This window comes from Streptomyces iconiensis (assembly GCF_028657195.3).
Taxonomy (GTDB): domain Bacteria; phylum Actinomycetota; class Actinomycetes; order Streptomycetales; family Streptomycetaceae; genus Streptomyces; species Streptomyces iconiensis.
This window is the reverse complement of the sequence record NZ_JANCPR020000004.1, coordinates 215,156-234,595: the sequence shown is the minus strand read 5'-3', so window position 1 is coordinate 234,595 and position 19,440 is coordinate 215,156. Positions and strand designations below refer to the sequence as shown.

13 protein-coding genes are annotated in these 19,440 nt (G+C 71.7%); 6 read left to right on the top strand and 7 right to left on the bottom strand.

What is annotated here, in order from left to right:
- Positions 1 to 37 precede the first annotated feature (37 nt).
- Positions 38 to 1,135, top strand: a complete 1,098-nt coding sequence (locus NMN56_RS05520) for a hypothetical protein (protein ID WP_280842601.1) — start codon at positions 38 to 40, stop codon at positions 1,133 to 1,135.
- Here the strand turns inward: NMN56_RS05520 and thpD are convergent.
- Positions 1,113 to 2,027, bottom strand: coding sequence for an ectoine hydroxylase (gene thpD / locus NMN56_RS05515; protein ID WP_274039242.1), 915 nt, complete (start codon positions 2,025 to 2,027; stop codon positions 1,113 to 1,115). The genes NMN56_RS05520 and thpD overlap by 23 nt on opposite strands.
- Positions 2,028 to 2,650: 623 nt before the next feature.
- Here thpD and NMN56_RS05510 point away from each other — a divergent pair.
- Genes NMN56_RS05510 through NMN56_RS05500 form a run of 3 tightly spaced genes read left to right on the top strand, consistent with a single transcriptional unit; the run spans position 2,651 to position 5,193 of the window.
- A complete protein-coding gene (locus NMN56_RS05510; RefSeq protein ID WP_274039241.1) occupies positions 2,651 to 3,583 on the top strand; it encodes a glutamate ABC transporter substrate-binding protein in 933 nt (310 codons plus the stop codon).
- 60 nt (positions 3,584 to 3,643) lie between these two features.
- Entirely contained in the window at positions 3,644 to 4,291 is a 648-nt protein-coding gene (locus NMN56_RS05505) for an amino acid ABC transporter permease (RefSeq protein WP_274039240.1), read from the top strand.
- Positions 4,267 to 5,193 (top strand): amino acid ABC transporter permease, encoded by a 927-nt coding sequence (locus NMN56_RS05500; RefSeq protein WP_274039239.1) that lies wholly within the window; start codon positions 4,267 to 4,269, stop codon positions 5,191 to 5,193. The genes NMN56_RS05505 and NMN56_RS05500 overlap by 25 nt, the downstream gene beginning before the upstream one ends.
- Positions 5,194 to 5,221: 28 nt before the next feature.
- Here NMN56_RS05500 and NMN56_RS05495 read toward each other — a convergent pair whose 3' ends face one another.
- Positions 5,222 to 6,553 carry an MFS transporter gene (locus tag NMN56_RS05495; RefSeq protein WP_274039238.1) on the bottom strand — a complete coding sequence of 444 codons (1,332 nt, stop codon included), beginning with the start codon at positions 6,551 to 6,553 and terminating at the stop codon, positions 5,222 to 5,224.
- A gap of 376 nt (positions 6,554 to 6,929) precedes the next feature.
- Between NMN56_RS05495 and NMN56_RS05490 the strand changes: the two genes are divergently transcribed.
- Together NMN56_RS05490 and NMN56_RS05485 are read left to right on the top strand one after the other, a co-directional pair.
- Complete coding sequence (locus NMN56_RS05490) at positions 6,930 to 8,003, top strand: NHL repeat-containing protein (RefSeq protein ID WP_274039237.1); 1,074 nt, start codon at positions 6,930 to 6,932, stop codon at positions 8,001 to 8,003.
- A 205-nt stretch (positions 8,004 to 8,208) separates the two neighbouring features.
- On the top strand, positions 8,209 to 9,759 hold the full coding sequence (locus tag NMN56_RS05485; RefSeq protein ID WP_430542479.1) for an alpha/beta hydrolase: 1,551 nt from the start codon (positions 8,209 to 8,211) through the stop codon (positions 9,757 to 9,759).
- A 192-nt stretch (positions 9,760 to 9,951) separates the two neighbouring features.
- Here the strand turns inward: NMN56_RS05485 and NMN56_RS05480 are convergent, their stop codons facing one another.
- From NMN56_RS05480 to NMN56_RS05460, 5 genes are all read right to left on the bottom strand, one after another.
- Positions 9,952 to 11,907 (bottom strand): non-ribosomal peptide synthetase, encoded by a 1,956-nt coding sequence (locus tag NMN56_RS05480; RefSeq protein WP_274039235.1) that lies wholly within the window; start codon positions 11,905 to 11,907, stop codon positions 9,952 to 9,954.
- Between the two features lie 94 nt (positions 11,908 to 12,001).
- The gene (locus NMN56_RS05475; protein ID WP_274039234.1) at positions 12,002 to 13,255 is read right to left on the bottom strand and encodes an acyl-CoA dehydrogenase family protein; all 1,254 of its coding nucleotides are present in this window, start codon (positions 13,253 to 13,255) and stop codon (positions 12,002 to 12,004) included.
- 7 nt (positions 13,256 to 13,262) lie between these two features.
- Complete coding sequence (locus tag NMN56_RS05470) at positions 13,263 to 16,520, bottom strand: non-ribosomal peptide synthetase (RefSeq protein ID WP_274039233.1); 3,258 nt, start codon at positions 16,518 to 16,520, stop codon at positions 13,263 to 13,265.
- 37 nt (positions 16,521 to 16,557) lie between these two features.
- The gene (locus NMN56_RS05465) at positions 16,558 to 18,201 is read right to left on the bottom strand and encodes an FAD-binding oxidoreductase (protein ID WP_274039232.1); all 1,644 of its coding nucleotides are present in this window, start codon (positions 18,199 to 18,201) and stop codon (positions 16,558 to 16,560) included.
- 372 nt (positions 18,202 to 18,573) lie between these two features.
- Positions 18,574 to 19,287: a class I SAM-dependent methyltransferase gene (locus tag NMN56_RS05460; RefSeq protein ID WP_274039231.1), complete on the bottom strand. Its 714-nt coding sequence runs from the start codon at positions 19,285 to 19,287 to the stop codon at positions 18,574 to 18,576.
- Positions 19,288 to 19,440 lie beyond the last annotated feature (153 nt).

Here is a 19,440-nt window from a genome sequence, read left to right as displayed (position 1 = left end):
CGCGATGCCCCCTCCCCCCGCCACTCCGGTGTCTCCGGTGAGCGTCACGGTCGGCGCCGTGGAACACAGCGTCGACGTCCTTCGCGCGCGCCTCCTCGCCGACCGCCCGGAGCGGGTCGCGTTGTATGCGGGCGTGCAGATCAACGGGGCCCCGCACGTGGGAACCAACGTCATGCAGACGGCGGCGTTCCTGCTGGCGCAAGCCGCACGTGAGCGCTTCGGCGTGGCGGTCGTGGTGCGCTTCGGCGCGCTGGACAACACCGCCTTCGACAAGCGGGTCTGCGCGACCACCGGCACGCTCTATGAACGTTCGTACCACCACGCGCTGGGACCCGACAGGATCGCCGAGTTGACCAAGCGCTACTACGGCGCGCTCTTCGACGCACTGTCCGAAGCGACCGGCGTGCCCTACGAGGTGGAGACCTACACCCGCCAGCAGCGCGGGGTGCGCTTCAGGGAGGAGTTCCTGGAGTCGCTGGCCCGCCGGGAGCGGCTGCGCTGGATTCTGGCCCCGTCCCACGGGAACGTACCGGTCAGCTTCCCGTGCCCCCGCTGCGGCTGGCTCCAGAAGTACGGCGAGGACACCGAGCTGCTGGAGGCGGACGCCACGGGCGCACGGTTCGTTGCCCGGTGCCTCGACCACGGCAGGTACGAGGCCGAAGCGCGCCCGGGGAACGCGACGTTCGTCGGACTGACGACGCTGCACCGCAACCTCGTCAAGGAACGCGTCGCCGCCCGCGACGAGGCGCTGCCCGTCATCGTCAAGGGTGCCGACTGGGCGGGCGGCTGCCGCCTGGTGGACGAGGCGTTCCTGGACTACCCGGAGTCCATACCTCCGCCACGGGTGTTCACCCCCGTCGTGCTCTCCGCCTCCGGGGCCAAGCTGTCCAAGACGCTGATCCAGGAGGGCACGGCGCAGCTGTCGGCCGGGACCGAGCCGTGGATGCTCGACACCACCGCCTGGCCGGGCCCCGGCTCCGATTACGCCAGGATGCTGCACGGACTGGTCACGCTGATGCTCTCCGACCCCCGGCACTTCGAACGCGGCTATACGACACGGGAGTTGGCAGCACTCATCGAGCAGCACGGGCTCAGAGGCGAGAGGCACGGGCTCAGGGGCGGGGCAGGGGCGTGATGTCCCGGCTCGCCAGGTAGCCCGGGCGGGGCGCCGGCGCGGCGAAGGGTTCGCCGAGCCCGTTCTCGACGCTGTTGAAGACGACGAAGAGGTTGGTGCGCGGGAAGGGCGAGACGTTGCCTGCCGAGGCGTGCAGGCAGTTGCAGTCGAACAGCACGGCCGACCCTGCGGGCCCGGTGAACTGGCGGATGCCCTGCCGGCGCGCGAGGTCGGTCACGGTGGCCCGGTCCGCTGGGCCGGCAGGCAGTGCCTTCCCCAGGAGGGAGAGTTTGTGGTAGTCGGGCGGAGTCTCCCCCACGGACGGCACAAAGGTGCGGTGCGAACCCGGGATGATCATGAGCGGTCCGTTGAAGGGCTCGTTCCGGGTCAGCGCGACCGAGAAGCTCAGGGCGCGCGGCGCCGGCATGCCGTCCTCGGAGTGCCAGGTCTCGAAGTCGGCGTGCCAGCCGAACTTGGAACCGTCGAACGCCGTCTTGAGGTTGACGCGGCTCTGGTGCACATACACCTCGGAGCCCAGCAGTTGACGGGCGACATCGGCCAGCCGGGAGCCGCTGATGACCCGGGCGAAGGCCCCGCTCAGCGCATGCACCTCGAAGACGGAGCGGATGCCGTCGGGGGCATCGGGTTCGGGTGCCACCCGCCCCGAGGCCCGTACCTCCGGGTCCCGGCCCAGCCGCTCGGTCTCCTCCAGGCAGGCGGCGATCTCCCGGGCGTCGAGCAGGTCCTCGAAGACGAGGAAGCCGTCCCGGTCGAACGCGTCCAGATCACCGGCGTCCAGCGGCCCGTCGGCCGGCTGTCCCCACACCACGGGGTGCGGGCGCGCGAAGGCAACGGACTCGCGAACGGAACGGGTGGGGTACAGGTCCTTGGCGGAATCTGCTGCGGTGGTCATGGTCGTCCGTTCTCCCTTTCCTCAGCGGGCAGGCGAGTTCCCAGGAACCCTGCCCTACAGGGTTTTTGAAAAACTCCACCGTCGGCTCCGGCGCGCGAAGTGGAACGGTTTTCGCCATGGTCAACAATTCGTTCCGCATATGCCGGACGCAGCTCACGCGCATTCCACAAGCACCTTACGGCGAACGCCTTTTGGTCCCGTTCCCCACGTCCCGCCCCACCTCCGTCCGCAATTCCCGCCCTGCATTCACAGCGCACAGGGGCCGGGGTCCGGGAGACCGGTGGCGGGCCGCGCACGGACCGGCGTACGCTGCCGTGCCGCCGCTGCTGCCGGCCTGGCCCCGCCCTGCTCACCGGTACCGCCGCACTCGGCGCCGGACGGAACCGCCCGGCGCGAAGCCACCCGATACCAAGCCACCCGATACGAAGCCACGTACGGAAAACCCGCCTCACCAACAACACCGCATCCCGCCTCGCCACCCCTCACCCCACCCCACCCCACCTCACAACAACGCGATTGCTTGCATAATCAGGCCAGGTGCAGATGGTACGATCCGCTTTCCTTCGCGTTTCTTCCTGTTCTGAAGCCCGCTCTTACTCCCGCCTTCAGGTCCGAGGAGCGATGTGGCAGCCAGTGGATTCCCCCGCTTTTCCGCACTCGTCACCGCTGTGTGCGCGCTTTTGATCTCCGGTTCTCTGGCGGGCTGCGGCAAGGAAGGTTCCCCGCCGGGAAGCGTGACCCTGCTGACCGAGCAGAGGACCGCAGGTCTTCGCTATTCGGTCGCCCCCCGCGTCCCGGTCGGGGACTCCGGCGCGCTGGCCCGCGCGAAGGCGCGCGGCAGCATCCGTGTGGGCGTCAAGTCCGACCACCCCTTCCTCGGGTTCGAGGACCCGATGACGGGCAGGCGCGGCGGATTCGACATCGAGATCGCGACCATGGTCGCGGCCAGGCTGGGGTTCGAGCGTGCCGACATCGACTGGCAGACCGTTCCCCCACAGGGCCGCGAAACGGCGATCGCGCAGGGCGACATCGACTACTACGTGGCGGCCTACACCATCAACGAGGAACGCAAGAAACATGTGTCCTTCGCGGGTCCCTACTACGTCGCGGGCCAGGATCTTCTGGTGAAGAAGGAGAACAGGGACATCCGCGGCCCCGACGACCTGACCGGAAAAGGGGTGTGCACGGTGGCCGGGTCCACCCCGTACGAGCGCATCAGCCGGCCCCGCTACGGCGCCGACGTCATCTCCCATGACAGCTACGCGCAGTGTGTGCAGGACCTGGTCACAGGGGTCGCGGAGGCGGTGACCGGCGACGACGCGATCCTGAAGGGGTACGCGGCGCAGAACCGTGGCCGCCTGCGCGTCGTCGGCAAGACCTTCTCGAAGGAGCCCTACGGGGTGGGCCTCGCCCGGGGTGACGGCGGCCTGCGCGACGCGATCAGCGAGGCGCTGACACACCACATGCGTACCGGCGACTGGCGGCGTGCCTACAAGGCCACGCTCGGCCGCTCGGGCGAGCCGCCGCCCCGGCCACCCGAAGTACAGCGCGGCTGAAGCCCGGTACGCGCGCGGCCTTGAGGCCCGTCCGCCCATTCGTCCGTCGGGGAGGCTCCCGTGCACGTACTTCTGGACAACCTCGGACTGTTCCGGAGAGGGTTCGTGGGGACCGTGCAGCTGACCGTGGTGAGCGCCACCGTCGCCCTGCTGCTCGGTGGCATCCTGACGCTCTTCCGTATCGGCCCGGTACCGCTGCTGCGCGCCATCGGCGCCGGAGCGGTCACGCTCCTGTGCAACACGCCGCTGACCCTGCTGTTCTTCGGGGTGACCCTCGGCCTGCCGATGCTGGGGCTGACGGATCTGAGCTACTTCACGCTGGCGGTCGTCGCGCTGAGTGCCTACTCGTCCGCGTTCCTGTGCGAGGCCCTGCGCTCGGGGGTCAACACCGTGGACACCGGTCAGGCCGAGGCGGCGCGCAGCCTCGGTCTGACCTTTCCCCAGACGGCGCTGCTCGTGGTGCTTCCCCAGGCGGGCCGGGCCGTCCTGCCCCCGATGAGCAGCGTCATCATCACGCTGGCCAAGAACTCGGCGCTGGCCGGCGGCTTCAGCGTCTTCGAGATGTTCACCGTGGAGAAGACGCTGATCGAGCAGGGCTACGCCGTCACCACGGTCTTCTTGTGGGTCGGCCTGGCGTATCTGGTCCTCATCGCGTGCATCAGCGCCGTCTTCAGATTTCTGGAGTGGCGGCTGGCGGTGCCGCGGTGAAGGGCGCGGCACCGGTCCTCTTCGACGCACCGGGACCCCGGGCCAGGCGCAGGCACCGGGTCTACGGTCTGCTGGCGCTCGCCGGAGCGCTGGCCGTCGGCGCCGCCGTACTGCTGCGGCTGAGCGAGGCGGGCCAGTTCGTCGGCGCGATGTGGGAGCCGTTCACCTACCGGGGTGTGCAGGAACGCGTGCTGCGCGGCGTGCTCGACACGCTCAAGGCGTTCGGACTCGCGGTGGTGCTCTCCCTGGTGCTGGGGGTGCTGCTCGCGACCGGGCGGCTGTCCTCGCACCGCTGGATCCGCTGGCCCTGCGCGGCCGTCGTCGAGGTGTTCCGCGCGCTGCCGCTGCTCATCCTGATCTTCGCGCTGTACAACATGGCCGGCCTCCGGGACGCCGTCGAAGGCTTCGGGAACGCGCTGCGGAACGGGCTCGGTGCCCCGGGCGACTGGCTGGCGACGCACTACGCGACGCCGACGCTGTGGGCGCTGGCCTTCGGGGTCGCCCTCTACAACGGCGCCGTGCACGCGGAGCTGCTGCGCTCGGGTGCCAGGGCGGTGGGCGCCGGCCAGTGGGAGGCGGCCTACGCGCTGGGGATGCGCAAGCGGCAGGTGCTCTCGACCGTCGTACTCCCGCAGACGGTACGGGCCATGCTGCCGGGCATCATGAGCCAGATAGTGGTCACGCTGAAGGACACCTCGCTGGGCTTCATCATCATGTACGAGGAGTTGCTGTACGCGGGGAAGCTCCTGGCCCAGAACATCTCCACCCCGTACGGATATCCGTACCTGCCCGTGCTGTGGGTCGTCGGGTCCCTGTACGTCGTCATGTGTCTGCTGCTGTCCCTGCTGGCCCGCCAGATCGCCCGGCCGCGGAACCGGCGGGAGGCCCGGGTCCGTTCATGACGCCGCCCCGGGGCCGGCGCCTGGGGGATCAGCCCCGGCGGCGCCGGTCCGCCGCGTCCTCGGCCGGCGCCGCCGGCTGCCGGGGCAGCCGCCCCGGGTGGCGGCCCGCCGCGCTCCCCCGCGGCGCGCGGCCGGGCAACGGGAGCCGGCTGCCCCGGCCCAGCACCGTGAGCGCCCCGGCGGAGACGAGGCCGATCCCCGCGCAGCACACCCAGGGCAGGCCGGGCCAGCTCGCGTCGGCCAGGTCCATCGTCCAGCCGATGAGGCTGCTGCCTCCTGCGGCCGTCAGGCCGGAGACGACGTAGAACAAGCCAAAGTAGGTGCCGGTGAGGTGCTCACCGCCGAACCGTGGGATCAGCTCCATGACCTGCGGATGCAGCACCATCATGCCCAGGTACAGCAGCAGCGTCCCCGCCATCAGCGGGAGCAGCCACAGCGCGGCCTGCTGGGGCCCGTTCGGGTGCGTACGGCCGGCCACCAGCAGGGGAGGCAGAAACGCGACGGCCATCGACAGCAGCCCCGGCGTCATCCAGCGGGCGGCGCCGCCTCTGTGCTCCAGGGCCCGGGTGAGGCGCAGTTGGCAGGCCATGTGGCTGACGGCCCCGGTGGCCAGCAGGAGGCTCACCGCCTCGGCGCGGCCCGTGACCTGGCGTGCGCCGTCGGAGATGAGCAGATAGAGCTGGTTCTCCAGGGTGGTCATACCGGCCATGGCGAGCGCGAACAGCAGGAAGCCACGGCTGCCCAGCGCCTCCCGCCACTCCCGCCAGACGGCCCTGCGTCCCGGCACAGGACGGCGGTCGGGCATCGCCCACAGCTGCAGCGCCGAGAGCGCGGCGAAGACACCGGCGGCCACGAGCGCGCAGGCACGGAAGTCGAGGAGCAGCAGCACGCTGCCCAGCAGCATGCCGAGCAGCGAGCCGGTCATGGCGAACACGTTGAGCAGGGCGAACGCCTCCGCCCTGCGCTCCCCCGACTCGTGCGCCAGGTAGGAGCGTACGGCCGGGTAGAAGAGCGCTCCCGCGAGCCCACTGAGCACCGAGGCCGCGGCCAGGACGGGCAACGAGGTACCGAGCGCGAACAGTCCGAAGCCGACGACGCGCAGTCCGCAGCCGGTGATGATGACCCCCCGGGGGCCGAAGCGGTCGGCGGCGGAACCGCCGAGCACGAACAGGCCCTGCTGGCTGAGGTTGCGCAGCCCCAGCACCACGCCGACGGCCGTCGCCGACAGTCCGAGGTCCTGGGAGAGGTAGGTGGCGAGGAACGGGACGAGGAGGTAGAAGCCGACGTCTACGCCGAGTTGGTTGACGAGCAGCACGCGCACGGCAACGGGAAAGCCGCGGACAGCGCGGAGTGTGTGCATGGGATCCGTCGCGTCGTACCAGCAGGCGCCCGGGGCGCCCCGGTGGTGAACAGCGCGGGCGGCGCAGGCACGGGGTGGAACGAACGCGGAGGCGTCCCCGCCGTCACCGCTTCCCGGCCGGCCGGACTGCCCCGGACCCGCCGTCTCGCAGGAAGGGGAAGGCGGTTGGCGGTAAGACGGTACGCACCATGGTCAACCCTTCAAGGCGGGATCACCTTCGCAGATTAACCAATGCGGACTAGTCGCCGTAATCCCCCTCAAGTGGCCTTGCTGTAAGCACATAGTGTCTGAAAGCGGGTGGTCATATGAGCGCCCTCTGTCCGCGGCCCCAGGGCGCTCGTACGGTGAACGCGCCCTTCCCGGACAGGAGGTCCTCATGCAGACGCCTGACAACTCCGGTACAGACAAGGCGAGTTCAGCGCCTCCCCGCTCGGCCGGTATCGCCACCACCTACGCGGGCTCGGGGGAGCCGGCCTCCACAGGCGACGGAGGCCCGGCCCGTACGGCGGCCCTGAACCAGCCGCGCGCCCTGGCCCAGGACTCGGCGGGCAACGTGTACGTCGCCGAGTGGAAAGGCCACCGCGTCCGGCGCGTCGACGCTCAGGACGGCACGATCGACACCCTGGCGGGCATCGGAGAACCGGGCTTCGGCGGCGACGCGGGCCCCGCACGGGACGCGCCGCTGTACGAGCCGGGTGGCCTCGCCTTCGACGCTGCGGGCGCCCTGTTCATCGCCGACTACTGGAATCACCGCGTACGCCGGGTCGACCGGTACGGCGTGATCACGACCGTCGCGGGGACCGGCGAGCCGGGACACTCGGGGGACGGCGGCCCCGCACTTCTGGCACGGTTCACCGAGCCCCGCGGCCTGGCCTTCGATGCCATCGGGAACCTGTACGTGGCCGAGTGGGGCGGCCACGTGGTGCGCCGGGTCTCCGTCGGGGACGGCACGATCAGCACGGTCGCGGGCACCGGCGAGCCCGCCGACGGCCCGGACGGGGTGCCCGGGCACCACTGCGCGCTGCACCACCCCATCGACCTGGCCGCCGGAGCCGACGGACGGATCTACATCGCCGACTGCCACAACCACCGCGTACGCGTGCTCGCGCCGGACGGCACCCTCACCACCGCCGTCGGCACGGGCAGCGCCGGCTGCGACGAGCCGGGCCCCGGCACCTCGACCCGGGTCGACCAGCCGCGCGGCGTCGACCTGGACGGCGAAGGGCGGCTGTACATCGCCGACTCCCTCAACAGGCGTGTCTGCGTGCTGGACCCGGACGGCATGATGCGGCTGGTGGCCGGTGGTCCTCCGGGCCACGAGGAGGAGGGCGGTCCGGCCCTGGGCGCGGCGCTCGTGCTGCCCAGAGCCGTACTGGCGGGCCTGGAGGGCGAGTTGTTCGTCGCCGAGTCGGACAGCAACCGCGTACGCCGGATCGCCACCCGCCGCTGACCGGGCACCCGCCGGGAGCGGCAGCGCCCCCTCACCAGGTGAACCTGTGCGGGCGAAGGGTTGTGACCCCGGTGAACGGCTAGAGCTTCCCCCTTGAGCGATCCACCAGGAGGGGAGTTCCGCCGTGCGACGAACTGTGCCGGGACCAACTGCGCCGGGACGAACTGTGCTGAGAGCACCGCTGACGGCGGCGGTCGTACTCGCCATGACGGCCACAGCGGGGTGGGCAGCGCCGCACTCCAGCGCCGACCGGCACGCTCCCTCGGCGCCCGCGGCCCTGGCTGCCCCGACGGGACCGACGGCGGAAGAACGCGGCGTCGCGCTGGCGGCCCAGCGGGCGGGCGAGAAGGGGATCGACTGGAAGGCGTGCCCCCAGGAGTGGAGCCAGCCCCGGGACGTGCGGTGCGGGACCGTCACCGTGCCGGTCGACTACGCCGAGCCCGGCGGGGACACCATCGACCTCGCGGTCAACAGGTTCCCCAGCCAGGGGACGGAGGAACAGCGCCAGGGGTCCCTGTTCCTCAACCCGGGCGGTCCCGGCGGTTCCGGTATGGCGGCGGTCATGACCGTGGGCCGCAACTGGGCCGTGTGGAAGAACGTCATCGCGGCCTACGACCTGGTGGGCTTCGACCCGCGCGGAGTCGGCCACTCCGCGCCGGTCTCCTGCGTCGACCCCCAGCAGCACGCACGGGCCCCGAAGCCCGACCCCGTACCGCGCACCGAGGCCGACAGGCAGCGGGCACACGAAAGCGCCCGTGCCTACGCGCGGGGCTGCCGCGCGCGCAGCGGTGCCCATCTGCCCCACGTGAACACGCCGGACACCGCGCGCGACATGGACGTGATCCGTGCGGCGCTCGGCGAGAAGAAGCTCAGCTACCTGGGCATGTCCTACGGCACCTATCTCGGCGCCGTCTACGGCACGCTCTTCCCCCGCCACGTGCGCCGCATGGCGCTCGACTCCGTCGTCAACCCGTCCAACGTGTGGTACGAGAACCACCGCACCCAAGTGCGCGCCTTCGAGCGCAGGTTCGGCGAATGGCTGGAGTGGATCGCGCGGCACGACGACACGTTCCACCTCGGCAGCACGGCGGCCGGGGTGCGTGAGCGCTGGGAGAAGCTGCTGGCCGAGTCCCGGCGTGAGCCCCTCGGCGGCAGGGTCGGGCCGTACGAGCTGACCGAGCTGTTCATGATGACCATGTACTCCAACAGCGCCTGGGTTCCCCGCGCCACGGCGTGGAGCGAGTACGAGGCGGGAAGGCCCCAGTCGCTCGTCGAGGCGGCCCGGCCGACCATGGAGGAGAACGGCACAGCCGCGTACACCGCGGTCAACTGCAACGACGCGCCCTGGCCCAAGGACCTCGCACGCTGGGACAGGGACGCGGAACGCCTGCACGAGCGCGCCCCGCTCGTGGCATGGTTCAGCCAGCGGATGAGCCTGCCGTGCGCGAGCTGGCCGGAGAAGCACGGCGGACCGGTCGACGTACGAACGCGCGAGGGCCTGCCACCCGTACTCATCGTCCAGAACGAGGGCGACGCGGCCACCCCGCTCGAAGGCGCCACCGAACTCCACCGCCGCTTCGAGGGATCACGGGTGATCACGGTGCAGGGCGAGGGCCAGCACATCGCCACCCAGCTGGTGAACCCGTGCGTCAACCGCCGAGTCGACGCGTATCTCCTGCACGGCACGGTCGATGACGCCGACGTGACCTGCGACAGGGTCGCCCCGCCCGAGCCGGGGCGGGCCGGCGGTGCGTGACGGAGTGCGGGACCAGCTCGGCCAACCGGTCGGCCGGGCTGGTCGGTCGGCCGGGCTGGTCCGTCAGTTGGGCTGGTCCGTCAGTTGGGCCGACCGTAGGTCATGTACGGCGCCCGGCGCACCCGGCCCGGCAGCACCGAGGAGCGTGGCCATGGGCGGGGCCATCGCCGCATGAGCGAGGCCATCGCCGTGTCAGCCCGCCCGCTCGCTCTCCTGCTCGATGTACCGGGCAAGGGAAGCCAGGTCGGGCTGGCGTAGCACCTGAGTGACCCGCAGGTTCAGGCGGTAGACCGACTCGACGGCGGAAACCAGCCGCATCGCGGTGAGGGAATTGCCCCCCAGGGCAAGGAAGTTGTCCGTTGGCCGGACCGCGGTGACGCCCAGCAGCCTGACGCAGGTGTCCGCCAGAAACCGCAGGGTGTCCCCCTCGTCCCCCTCCTCCCCCTTGTCCTGCTGATCCTGCTGGTCGGCATGCGACGGCGCCATGTGCGGCGGTGCCGCGCCGGTCGTGGCGTCGCGGGTCGTGGCGTCGCGGGAGAGCGCCGCTCGGTCGACCTTCCCGTTGGGGGTGTGAGGCAGCTCGTCGATGAACCGCACCCGTGCCGGAACCGCCGGTTCGGGCACCAGGTCGCGGCAGAGCTGGAGCAGTTCCGACTCGGCCGGCGGCGCGGCACCCGGGGCCGGGCAGACGAAGGCGACCAGTCGCTGCCCGCCCCCGCCCGGCGGCGCGACCACGACGGCCCTCCGCACTCCCGGCGCCCGCTCCAGCGCCGCCTCCACCTCGGCAGGCTCCACCCGGACGCCGCTGGCCTTCACCTGAAGGTCCAGCCGCCCCAGGAAATCCAGGACCCCGTCTTCGCGCATGCGCACCCTGTCCCCGGTGCGGTAGACCCGATCGACCCGGTGGGCCGCGCGGGTTCCGTCTCCCATGCCGGGAGGGGGCGCGGTGAAGCGCTCTGCTGTGAGCTCGGGCTGCCCGAGATACCCGAGGGAGAGGCCGGTGCCGCCCAGAACCAGTTCGCCGGGCTGCCCCCGGGGCACCAGACGGCCGTCGGGCCCGATGACGCCGACCACAACGCCGCCGATCGGGCTGCCGATCGGCGGAGCCTGCCCACCGGCCTGATCGGCCCGCCGCAGCAGGGGATGGCTGACCGAGAGAACGGTCCCCTCGGCGGGCCCGTAGTGGTTGTGGACCGTCGCGGTGACGTCCCTCGGCGGCCAGGCCGACAGCCGGTCGCCGCCGGTGAACAGGTGCCGCATAGCCAGTCCCCGCGGCCAGCGGGCGCTGAAGACCAGTTCGGCGAGGGGCGTCGGCACGATCGTGTGGGTGACCCTGGCGGTGCGCCACCAGTCGAACAGCTCCGAAACGGACTCCGGCACCGCGTCCCGCGGCGGTACGCAGAGCGCCGCGCCGTGTGCCAGCGCCGACCACAGCTCCAGCAGGTGCGGGTCGAACCCGGGCCGCACGAACAACCCCATACGGGTCCCCGGACCGATGGCGTACTCCGCTCCCGCCCAGCGCAGCAAGGCGCCCAGCGACGCGTGTCCGACGCCCACCGCGTGCGGCCGGCCCGTCGAGCCGGAGGTGAGTACCGCGTAGTACGCCCCGGCGCAGGCGGTCCTGGTCCGTTGCGCCCCTTCACCGTCGTGGAAGAGCCGTACCTCCAGTTCCGGAAAGGCGGGTGGCGGCAGGGCCACCCGGCGGCCGGTGCCGCCCGGCAGCGGTGCGGGCGAGCCGCGCGGGGTCACCAGCGCGGCGAAGGGCAGCCGTGCGGCGAGCGCCGCGACGCGGGCCGGCGGCGGGTCGGCCCCCAACGGCAGGTACACGGCGCCCAGCCGGGCGGTGGCCACGGCGAGGGCCACCAGCGCGGGTGAACGGTCGAGGCAGGCTCCCACCACGCCCCCCGGGCGCACGCGGTCGTGCAGGGCCTGGCTCAACTGCTCGCTCGCCGCGTCGAGTTGGCCGTACGTCCACGCTGCAGCGCCCCAGTCGACCGCCGGTGCGTCCGGACTCGCCCGTGCCCAGGAGCTGTACCAGTCGAGGGGGGACTCGCCGGGTGCCGGGGGCGGCGGGAGCGGGGGGCCGCAGGCCGTGCTGAGCGGTGCGGCCTGCGGGTCGTCTGCTGTCCGTACGGTTCGTGCGTTCACGGGCTCTCCTCCAAGCGGAATCGGGAGGCGGTCGAGGGACGGCGGGGCGGAGGGCGGGCCGGATCGTCCGGGCGGTGCGCAGGCCGCCGCCGTGTCATGTCGCCTGGCCGGGAATGCCCCACGGGTCCTCCGGCACGGCCGACGACGGCCGCGCCTGGCCGCTGCCGAGCCCCAGCGCGTGCGCGATGATCACTTTGTGGATCTCGGTGGTGCCGCCGACGAGGGGCATCATCCGCGCGTAGCGGTACAGGTACTCCAGCGGGTGCCCCTTCATCCACCCCCGGCCGCCGAGCACTTGCAGCGCCCGGTCGACCGTGCGGCTGAACGTCCGGGCCGCGACGTTCTTCGCCATCGACGCGTGTTCGTGGGGGATCTCGCCTTCGTCGGCATGGCGCCGGGCGCAGGTGAGGGTGAGCAGTTTGGACTGTTCCACCTCGGTCCTGGCCTCGACCAGGAGTTCCTGGACATGCTGGAACGAGCCGATGAGCTGTCCGAAGGCCGATCTCTCCTTGGCGTGTGCCAGCGCCAGCATGAGGGCCTGCTCGGCGAGGCCGTTGCATTCAGCCGCCGCGAGGACGCGGGCGATCGGCTGGGTCGTCATCGCCTGAGCCATGGCCAGGTGCGCGTGGCCCGGACCGCCGAGCACCGCGCCCTCCGGCAGGCGCACCTCGGTCAACCGCAGCTCGAACAGCGGCTCTCCTGACATGCCCTGGAAGCTCTGCCGCACCTGGAGGCCCTCGGTGCCGGCCGCCACGATGAAGACCACGCTGCGATCAGCACCGGCCTCCTCGTTCTGGGCGAAGACCAGGATGTGGTCCACGCGGTCGAGGTTGCCGAGGAAGATCTTGTGCCCGTTGAGGAGCCAGCCCTCGCCGACGCGCCGCGCCGTGGTGGCGAGGCGGAACATGTCCGAGCCGGTCCCGGGTTCGGTGATGGCCGTACTGCGCATGGCCTGAGCCCGGATCAGCGGGGCGAGGTATTGGTCCTGCTGCTCCGGGGTTCCGTGCGTCAGCAGCCAGGTCGGCCCTTCGGAACCGGCCATGGCCGCGTGTGCCAGCGGGCAGGTGGAGCGGCCTGCGGCATGACGCAGCAGCGCCGCCACGGTCATCGGCTGGTCACCCCCGCCCAGCCGACCGGGGTACTCGGGCGCGTAGAAGCCGAGTTCGGCCGAGCGGCGCCGTACGTGGCGCTTGATGTCCGGAGGGAGGTTTTCGGCTGTGGGCTCCCCCAACTCCCGCCACAGGGGCTCCAGTTCCGTGCTGACGAAGGAACGGAACGAGGCGAGCTGTGCGCGGTGCGCGGTCGCGAAGTGGGCGGTGACACCGGAGTCCATCTCTGCGTTCTCCACCTGTGGTTCAGCGCCTCTGGGGCGTGGCGGAGGGCTGAGCTGCCAGCCAGCGGGTCAGCTCGTCGGCCAGTTCGGTGAGGACCGGGTGCTGGAGTACCAGCTGCATCGGGGGCCGGGCCCCGAGCCGCGACTCCAGCCAGCCCGCCAGGTGGACGACGAGGAGGGAGTGGCCACCGACACGGAAGAAATGGGACCTCTCGCCGAAGTCGTCGTGGCCCAGCACGAGTTGCCAGCCCTCCTTCAGCAGGGCGAGGGTCGGATGGCCCTCGTCGGCCGGACGGCCGCCCGCGGGGTCGGCCGGGTCAGCGGGGGCGTGGGTGGCTTCCCGCGCCCACCGGGTCAACGTGGTCCGGTCCGGCTTCCCCCCTGGCAGGGTGGGCAGTTCGTCCAGCGCCACCCAGAGCGCCGGGATCAGCTGTGCGGGCAGCCGCCCTGCCAGCCCCCGGGACACGTGCGGCAGCGACTCGCCCGGCCCCCTCGCGAACCCCACCAGCCGTGGCGCGTACGGGCCCTCGGTGTCGTGCACCACGGCACAGGGCACGTCGCCGAGTACGGCGCGGGCGTGCGCCTCCACCTCCTCCAACTCGACGCGGTGGCCGCGGAGTTTGATCTGATTGTCCCGGCGCCCGAGGAACCCCAGTTCCCCGTCGGCGTCCAGATAGCCCAGATCGCCGGTGAGGTAGACCGGAACCGATGTCCCGTCCGTGGCGCGCAGCTCCCGGAACCGTGCTGCCTGCTGCTCAGGTACGTCGAGGTAGCCGGCGGCCAGACCGGCACCGGAGACGGCGATCTGCCCGACCATGCCCCGGTCCAGCGGACGGAGCCGGTCGTCCACGATGTGCACGCCGATCCCCGGCAGCGGCAGGCCCAGCGGTACTTCGCCGTGCGGACGCTCGCCGTCGGCGGTTCCCACCCGGTGCACGGTGGAGGTGATCGTGGCCTCGGCCACGCCGTAGGCGTTGAGTACGGTGCCGTCGAGCACCTCGGCCAGCTCGCACACGGGTGTGGCCGCGAGCCGCTCCCCGCCGAGGACCAGCAGCCGCAACGGCCACCTGCGGTGCCGGAACGCGTCCATCAACTCCTGGCGAATGACGAGGAAGTAGCTGGTGGGGAGGTTGGCGACGGTGACGCCCCGCGCGGCGGCCAGGCTCACCAGTTCCGGCGCCGCCGGGATCTGCTGGCGCGGCAGCACGACGGCGCCCCCCGCGTGCAGCGTCGGCAGGATCTCCTCCAGCGAGACGTCGAACCACGGCTGGGCGAAGCCCAGTGCACGGTCCTCGGCCGACAGCGCGAACACCTCCGTCACCGCCGCCATGTGGTGGGCCAGCGCCTCACGGCCGACCACGATCGGCTTGGGGCGGCCGGTGGAGCCCGAGGTGTGCAGGACACAGGCGGCGTCCGGGACGGTACGGGCTTCGCCCGGAACCCCGGGCAGGGCACCTACCACCGCGCCGTCCTCGATGACGGTGACGGGCAGGCCGGCCGGGGGCTCCGAGTCCGGCTGGACGAGCGTGACCGCGGGGCGCAGGGCGCGCACGGTGGCCGCCAGCCGGTCGACCGGGTCGACCGGGGAAAGCGGGCAGACGACGGCGCCGAGCCGCAGACAGGCGAGGAGCGCCACCACCCAGTCGGTACCGCGGGGCAACAGACAGGCCACGAGATGCCCCGGGCGCACGCCGCACTCGGTGAACCGGTGCGCCAGCTGTTCCACCAGCGCGTCCAACTCGGCGTAGTCGAGCGTGCGTACTCCGCTGATCAGCGCGGGATTCCGCGGATGGGTGGCCGCTCCGGCCCGCACCGGATCGACCGTACGCGGTGCGTCCTTGCCGGCCCGCGCCGCATCGGCCGGGGCCGGCGCCGCGGGTGCCGATCCGGCCTGGTGGGCCGTCAATTCATCGAGCGGGGTACGGGGATGGTCCAGATAGTCGCGCAGCAGTGCCAGTAGCCGGTCGTGCAGGGTGTCCACGGCGGAGCGGTCGAAGAGGGCGTCGTCGTAGTCCCACACCAGCGTCATCCCCCCGCCGCCGTCGCGCGGCCCGATCCGCCGCCGGTCGTCCGGCATCAGCACCACGTCGAGGTCGAACCGGGAGACTCCGGGGTTGAACCCCTCAAGCAGCGATACGTCGAGCCCTGGCACCTCCAGTTCCGGCAGCGGCGCGTCGTGCGCGCTGAACATGGCGTGGAACAGGGGGTTGCGCAGATCGGCCGAGTAACGGTGCAGCCCCCGGGTGACCTCCTGGACGGGCGCGTCCGCGTACACCAGGCCGCGCACCACGTACTCCGCGATGTCGTCGATCACCTCGACCGCCGGGCGGGCAGGGTCCGTACCCAACCGGACGGCCAGCGTGTTCACGAACATGCCGACGGCCTCCTGGAAGCGGGGCGGCCGGGCGTCGACCGCGGTGCCCACGACCAGTTCCTCGGCGGCCGTGTGCCGGCGGAGCAACTCACCGAACAGCCCCAGCAGGGTGAGGAACGGGGTCTGCCCCTGTTCCCTGCTGACTTCCCGCAGGCGGGCGGCGGTCGCCGCGTCGATCGGGTGGCGGGCCTGGGCACCGTGCAGCTCCTGGCCGGAGCGGCGGGGGCGCCTGGCACTGGCCAGGCCGGGCAGGGAGAGCCGGGTGGAAGCGCCGCTGAGCTTCCTCGTCCAGTACTCCACGCCGTCCTGACGGCCCTTCCGCGCTTCCTCCTTGTCGGTCAGCTCGACGAAGTCCACGTAGTCGGCTGCGGGAGGGAGATCGGCCGGGAGGTCGTGGGCGAGCTCCCGGTAGAGAGCGAACAGGTCGCGCAGCAGGACGGCGAAGGAACGCCCGTCGTGGACCAGGTGGTGTTCGACGTGGACCAGCCGGTGGTGTGCGGGCCCCAGCCGCACCAGCGTCCAGCGCACCAGCGGCGCCTCGTACAGGTCGAACGGGGTCGTCGCCTGTTCCCGCACGATCCCGTCGAAGTCTTCCTTCCCCGGGCCGCCGGAAAGGTCGGCACCCGGGCCGCCGGAAAGGTCGACGAAGCGGTACCGCGGCCGGCACTCGTCGTACGCGCGCTGCCGGGGCGCGGAGCCGTCCCCCGGCACCAGCGCCAGCCGCAGCCCGCGGTGGCGGCGCAGCAGTCGCTCCAGGGCTGTCCGCAGGGCCGGGACGTCCAGCGTCCCGTGGAGGTCGAGGACGGCCGTGAAGTGGTAGACGTGGCCTGCGGGGAAGAGCTGTTCATGGAACCAGACGATCTCCTGGGCCGGCGAGAGCGGCAGCGCGGAGTTTTCTGTGAGCACGGCACATCTCCGGATCGGAGTTACGGGAGGGGAACGTTCAGGTGGAGTCGGAGCACGCGGAACCGGGGCGTGGCGCCCGGCGGAATTCGTAGCGTCCCGGCGCGAGGACTCCGGCCGGGTCCATGGCGTGCTTCAACCGGCCCAGCACGGCGGGCAGGTCGTCGTCGCCGAGGGGTGGCGCCTCCATCGAGCGGGTGCTCATCCGGTAGGGCGGGTATCCGAGTTCGTTGAGCTGTCTTTCCAACTCGTCGTCGCAGCGCATGGCCCGCGCGTCCTCGCCCGGCACCGACCGGTCGTAGGCGAGGGCGGTGGTGGCGACCACGGCCCGTTCGGAGACCGAGTTCAGGCCGATGTTCGCCTCGAAGCCGTGGGCCTGGGTGACGCGCTCGACGGCGTCGACGGCGGCGGCGACATGGCGTCCGTTCAGCGGTACCACCGGGCAGACCCAGATCAGCCCGCAGCCGTCCCTGTCCAGGTCGGCGCCGCCGGGAGGCAGGCGCGGCAGCGCGGCGTGCCCGGGGGTGTCCCGCAGGCGCCAATAGGCCATCGCCAGACCGGTTTCGGAAGGCGCGCAGTACGCCGCCGCCGCCGATCCGCCCTCCCCGCCGAGGTCGCTGTCCCCCTCGAAGGAGAGCCGCTCCACATGCGGTCCGAGTGCCTCGGTGACGATGCGGCGCAGTTCGGCTCCGTGCCGGTCGTCGACGGCGTGCAGCACCCCGTCGCCGTTCCACGCGCCCACCCCCCAGCGATGGCGGAGCCGTCGGCGCAGGTCAGGGGAGAGCGGGGTGCGATCGCCCGCTTCACCCCACGGGTAGCGCTGCCGGGCCGCGATGGCCCGCACGTCGTTGGCGATGACGAATCCGGCGTCCAGCACCCCGGCCATGCGCAGCCGGCGCACCGCGTCCAGCACCCTGTCGAGCGTGGACCTGTCGTCGCCGAGAGTGAAGCGGAAGGTGTCGAAGTGTCCGGGCACCGGAGTCAGCCAGAGCGTCATCCGGGTCACCACACCGAGGTTGGACTGTGTGAAGAGCCCGTCAAGCCACGGCCCGACGCCCCAGCGGTGCAGCGGCCCGGTCACCGCACCCGGGTAACGGGAGAAGCCGGTACGCAGCGTCTCACCGGTGGCGAGCACCGCCTCGAAGGCACAGACGTGCGCGCAGCGGTCACCGTAGCGGCCGTGCCCCAGCCCGCGTTCCAGTACGTTCCCGACGAGGCTGGAATCGGGCGTGCTGCCGGTGAACCCGGCCAGGTGGCGGCCACCTTTCTCCGCGAGGAAGGCGTGCAGCTGACGCTGGGTCACCCCTGGCTCGACCGTGACATGGGCGAGTTCGTCGTCGTAGTCGAGAATGCGGTTCAGCCGGGACAGCGGCATCAGCACGCAGTCGCCGGCCGGCGGGGTCGCCGACCCGTAGCCCCAGTTCTTCCCTGTGCTCACCGGATACAGCGGGACGCGGTGCCGGGAGGCGATGCGCAGGCAGTCGCGCAGCTGCTCCTGGTCGGCGGGGAGGATCACCGCGGCGATCTCCCTGTGGGTGGGATACGTGGCGGTGCCGAAGCGTTCGAGCGACGAGCGGTCGGTGTGGATGTGCTCAGCGCCGATGGCCTGACGCCAGTCCCGCAGGGCGGCCCGGAGCGCGTCCTGGGAGCGCCGGTCCGACGGCTCCGCCGGTTGCCCGCTCACCGGGGCTCGCCGCCCTTCCCGCGGCGGGAGGGGGCGGGGAAGGCGGGGCCCGGCGCTGCGTGAGGCCCGGCCGGTACCCGCGGGCCCGCCGACCGGCCGCCGCTGGGTGCGGCGGGCGCGGCTGCGCGGGCCAGGTGAGGAGGGATCTGGTGAACGTTCACGGCTGTGTCAAGTTCCCGTCGACGAGGGGCGAGAAATGCGGGGAAGAGAGGGGCGGAAAGTGCGGTGAAGACTTGGTGGGGCCGCTGTTTTTCGCCCTTCACACGGAAACCGGCCCGAATCCGGGATGACCCCTGCCTTGCCGTACTCCCTCAACCGGCCGCTCAACGGGAGGGCCGGCCCGACATCATGAGCCGGAAAGGCAGAGTGAATTCATCTGCGGGCGGTCAGAAGCAGATGGATGGGGACCTCGACGCAGCGTTGGACATGGTCCAGTTCCCGGGCGGCGGGCGAGCTGGTCAGCGGCTCCCATGTGACCTCGGCGAACCCGGACGCTCTCAGCACCCGCGCGACGGTCTCCCGAGGCCAATAGCGCACCTGCACCACCGTTGGCGGGTCGGTGGGAACCGCCACCGTCATGGGGTCTCCCTCGCGAGGGTCGTCGGGAGGGGTGACGACGAATCCGTTCGCCGCGGCAGCCGCCTTGTCGCAGTCCGGGTTGCCCACGAAAGCGAGCAGCCGTCCACCGGGGGCGAGATTGGCGAACACCCGGCGGCACATGCGCGCGAGCACCTGGCGATCCGGCGCGTAGTGCAGGACGTTGGCGGCGAGGGCGACATCGAAGGAGCCCAGAACCGGCAGGGTGGCGACGTCGTGCACGAGGTACTCGATCGCCTCCTTCCCCTCGGAGCGGGCGAGGTCCACCATCGCGGAGGAGACATCGACACCCACTACGCGGGAAGCGCCCATCCGCTGCACCATCCGCGCGTAGACGCCGTCGCCGCAGCCCACGTCGAGTACGCGCTTGCCCGCCACCTCACCCAGCGCCCGCAGCAGGGACGGGAACTCCACATTTTCCCTGTAGAAGAGAATGACGTCGTCCACTTCACCGTAGTTCTCGACGAGCTTGTCGTACTGCGGATTCATGGCCACTTCCTTGCCGGGCGGGAAAGGCGATTACTGGTTCGATGACCCGTCGGGGGCCCGCCATGCGCAGTAACGGCAGGAATACCACGATCGGATGAACAGATACGGTCCCGGGTCCCCTTCCAGGTGGACGTGATGCTGCCTTCTCCTGAG

Excerpts from the sequence above, each read along its gene's own strand:
- thpD (WP_274039242.1), bottom strand. The coding sequence starts at position 2,027 with ATGACCACCGCAGCAGATTCCGCCAAGGACCTGTACCCCACCCGTTCC.
- NMN56_RS05460 (WP_274039231.1), bottom strand. The coding sequence starts at position 19,287 with ATGAATCCGCAGTACGACAAGCTCGTCGAGAACTACGGTGAAGTGGAC.
- NMN56_RS05495 (WP_274039238.1), bottom strand. The coding sequence starts at position 6,553 with ATGCACACACTCCGCGCTGTCCGCGGCTTTCCCGTTGCCGTGCGCGTG.
- NMN56_RS05485 (WP_430542479.1), top strand. The coding sequence starts at position 8,209 with ATGACGGCCACAGCGGGGTGGGCAGCGCCGCACTCCAGCGCCGACCGG.
- NMN56_RS05490 (WP_274039237.1), top strand. The coding sequence starts at position 6,930 with ATGCAGACGCCTGACAACTCCGGTACAGACAAGGCGAGTTCAGCGCCT.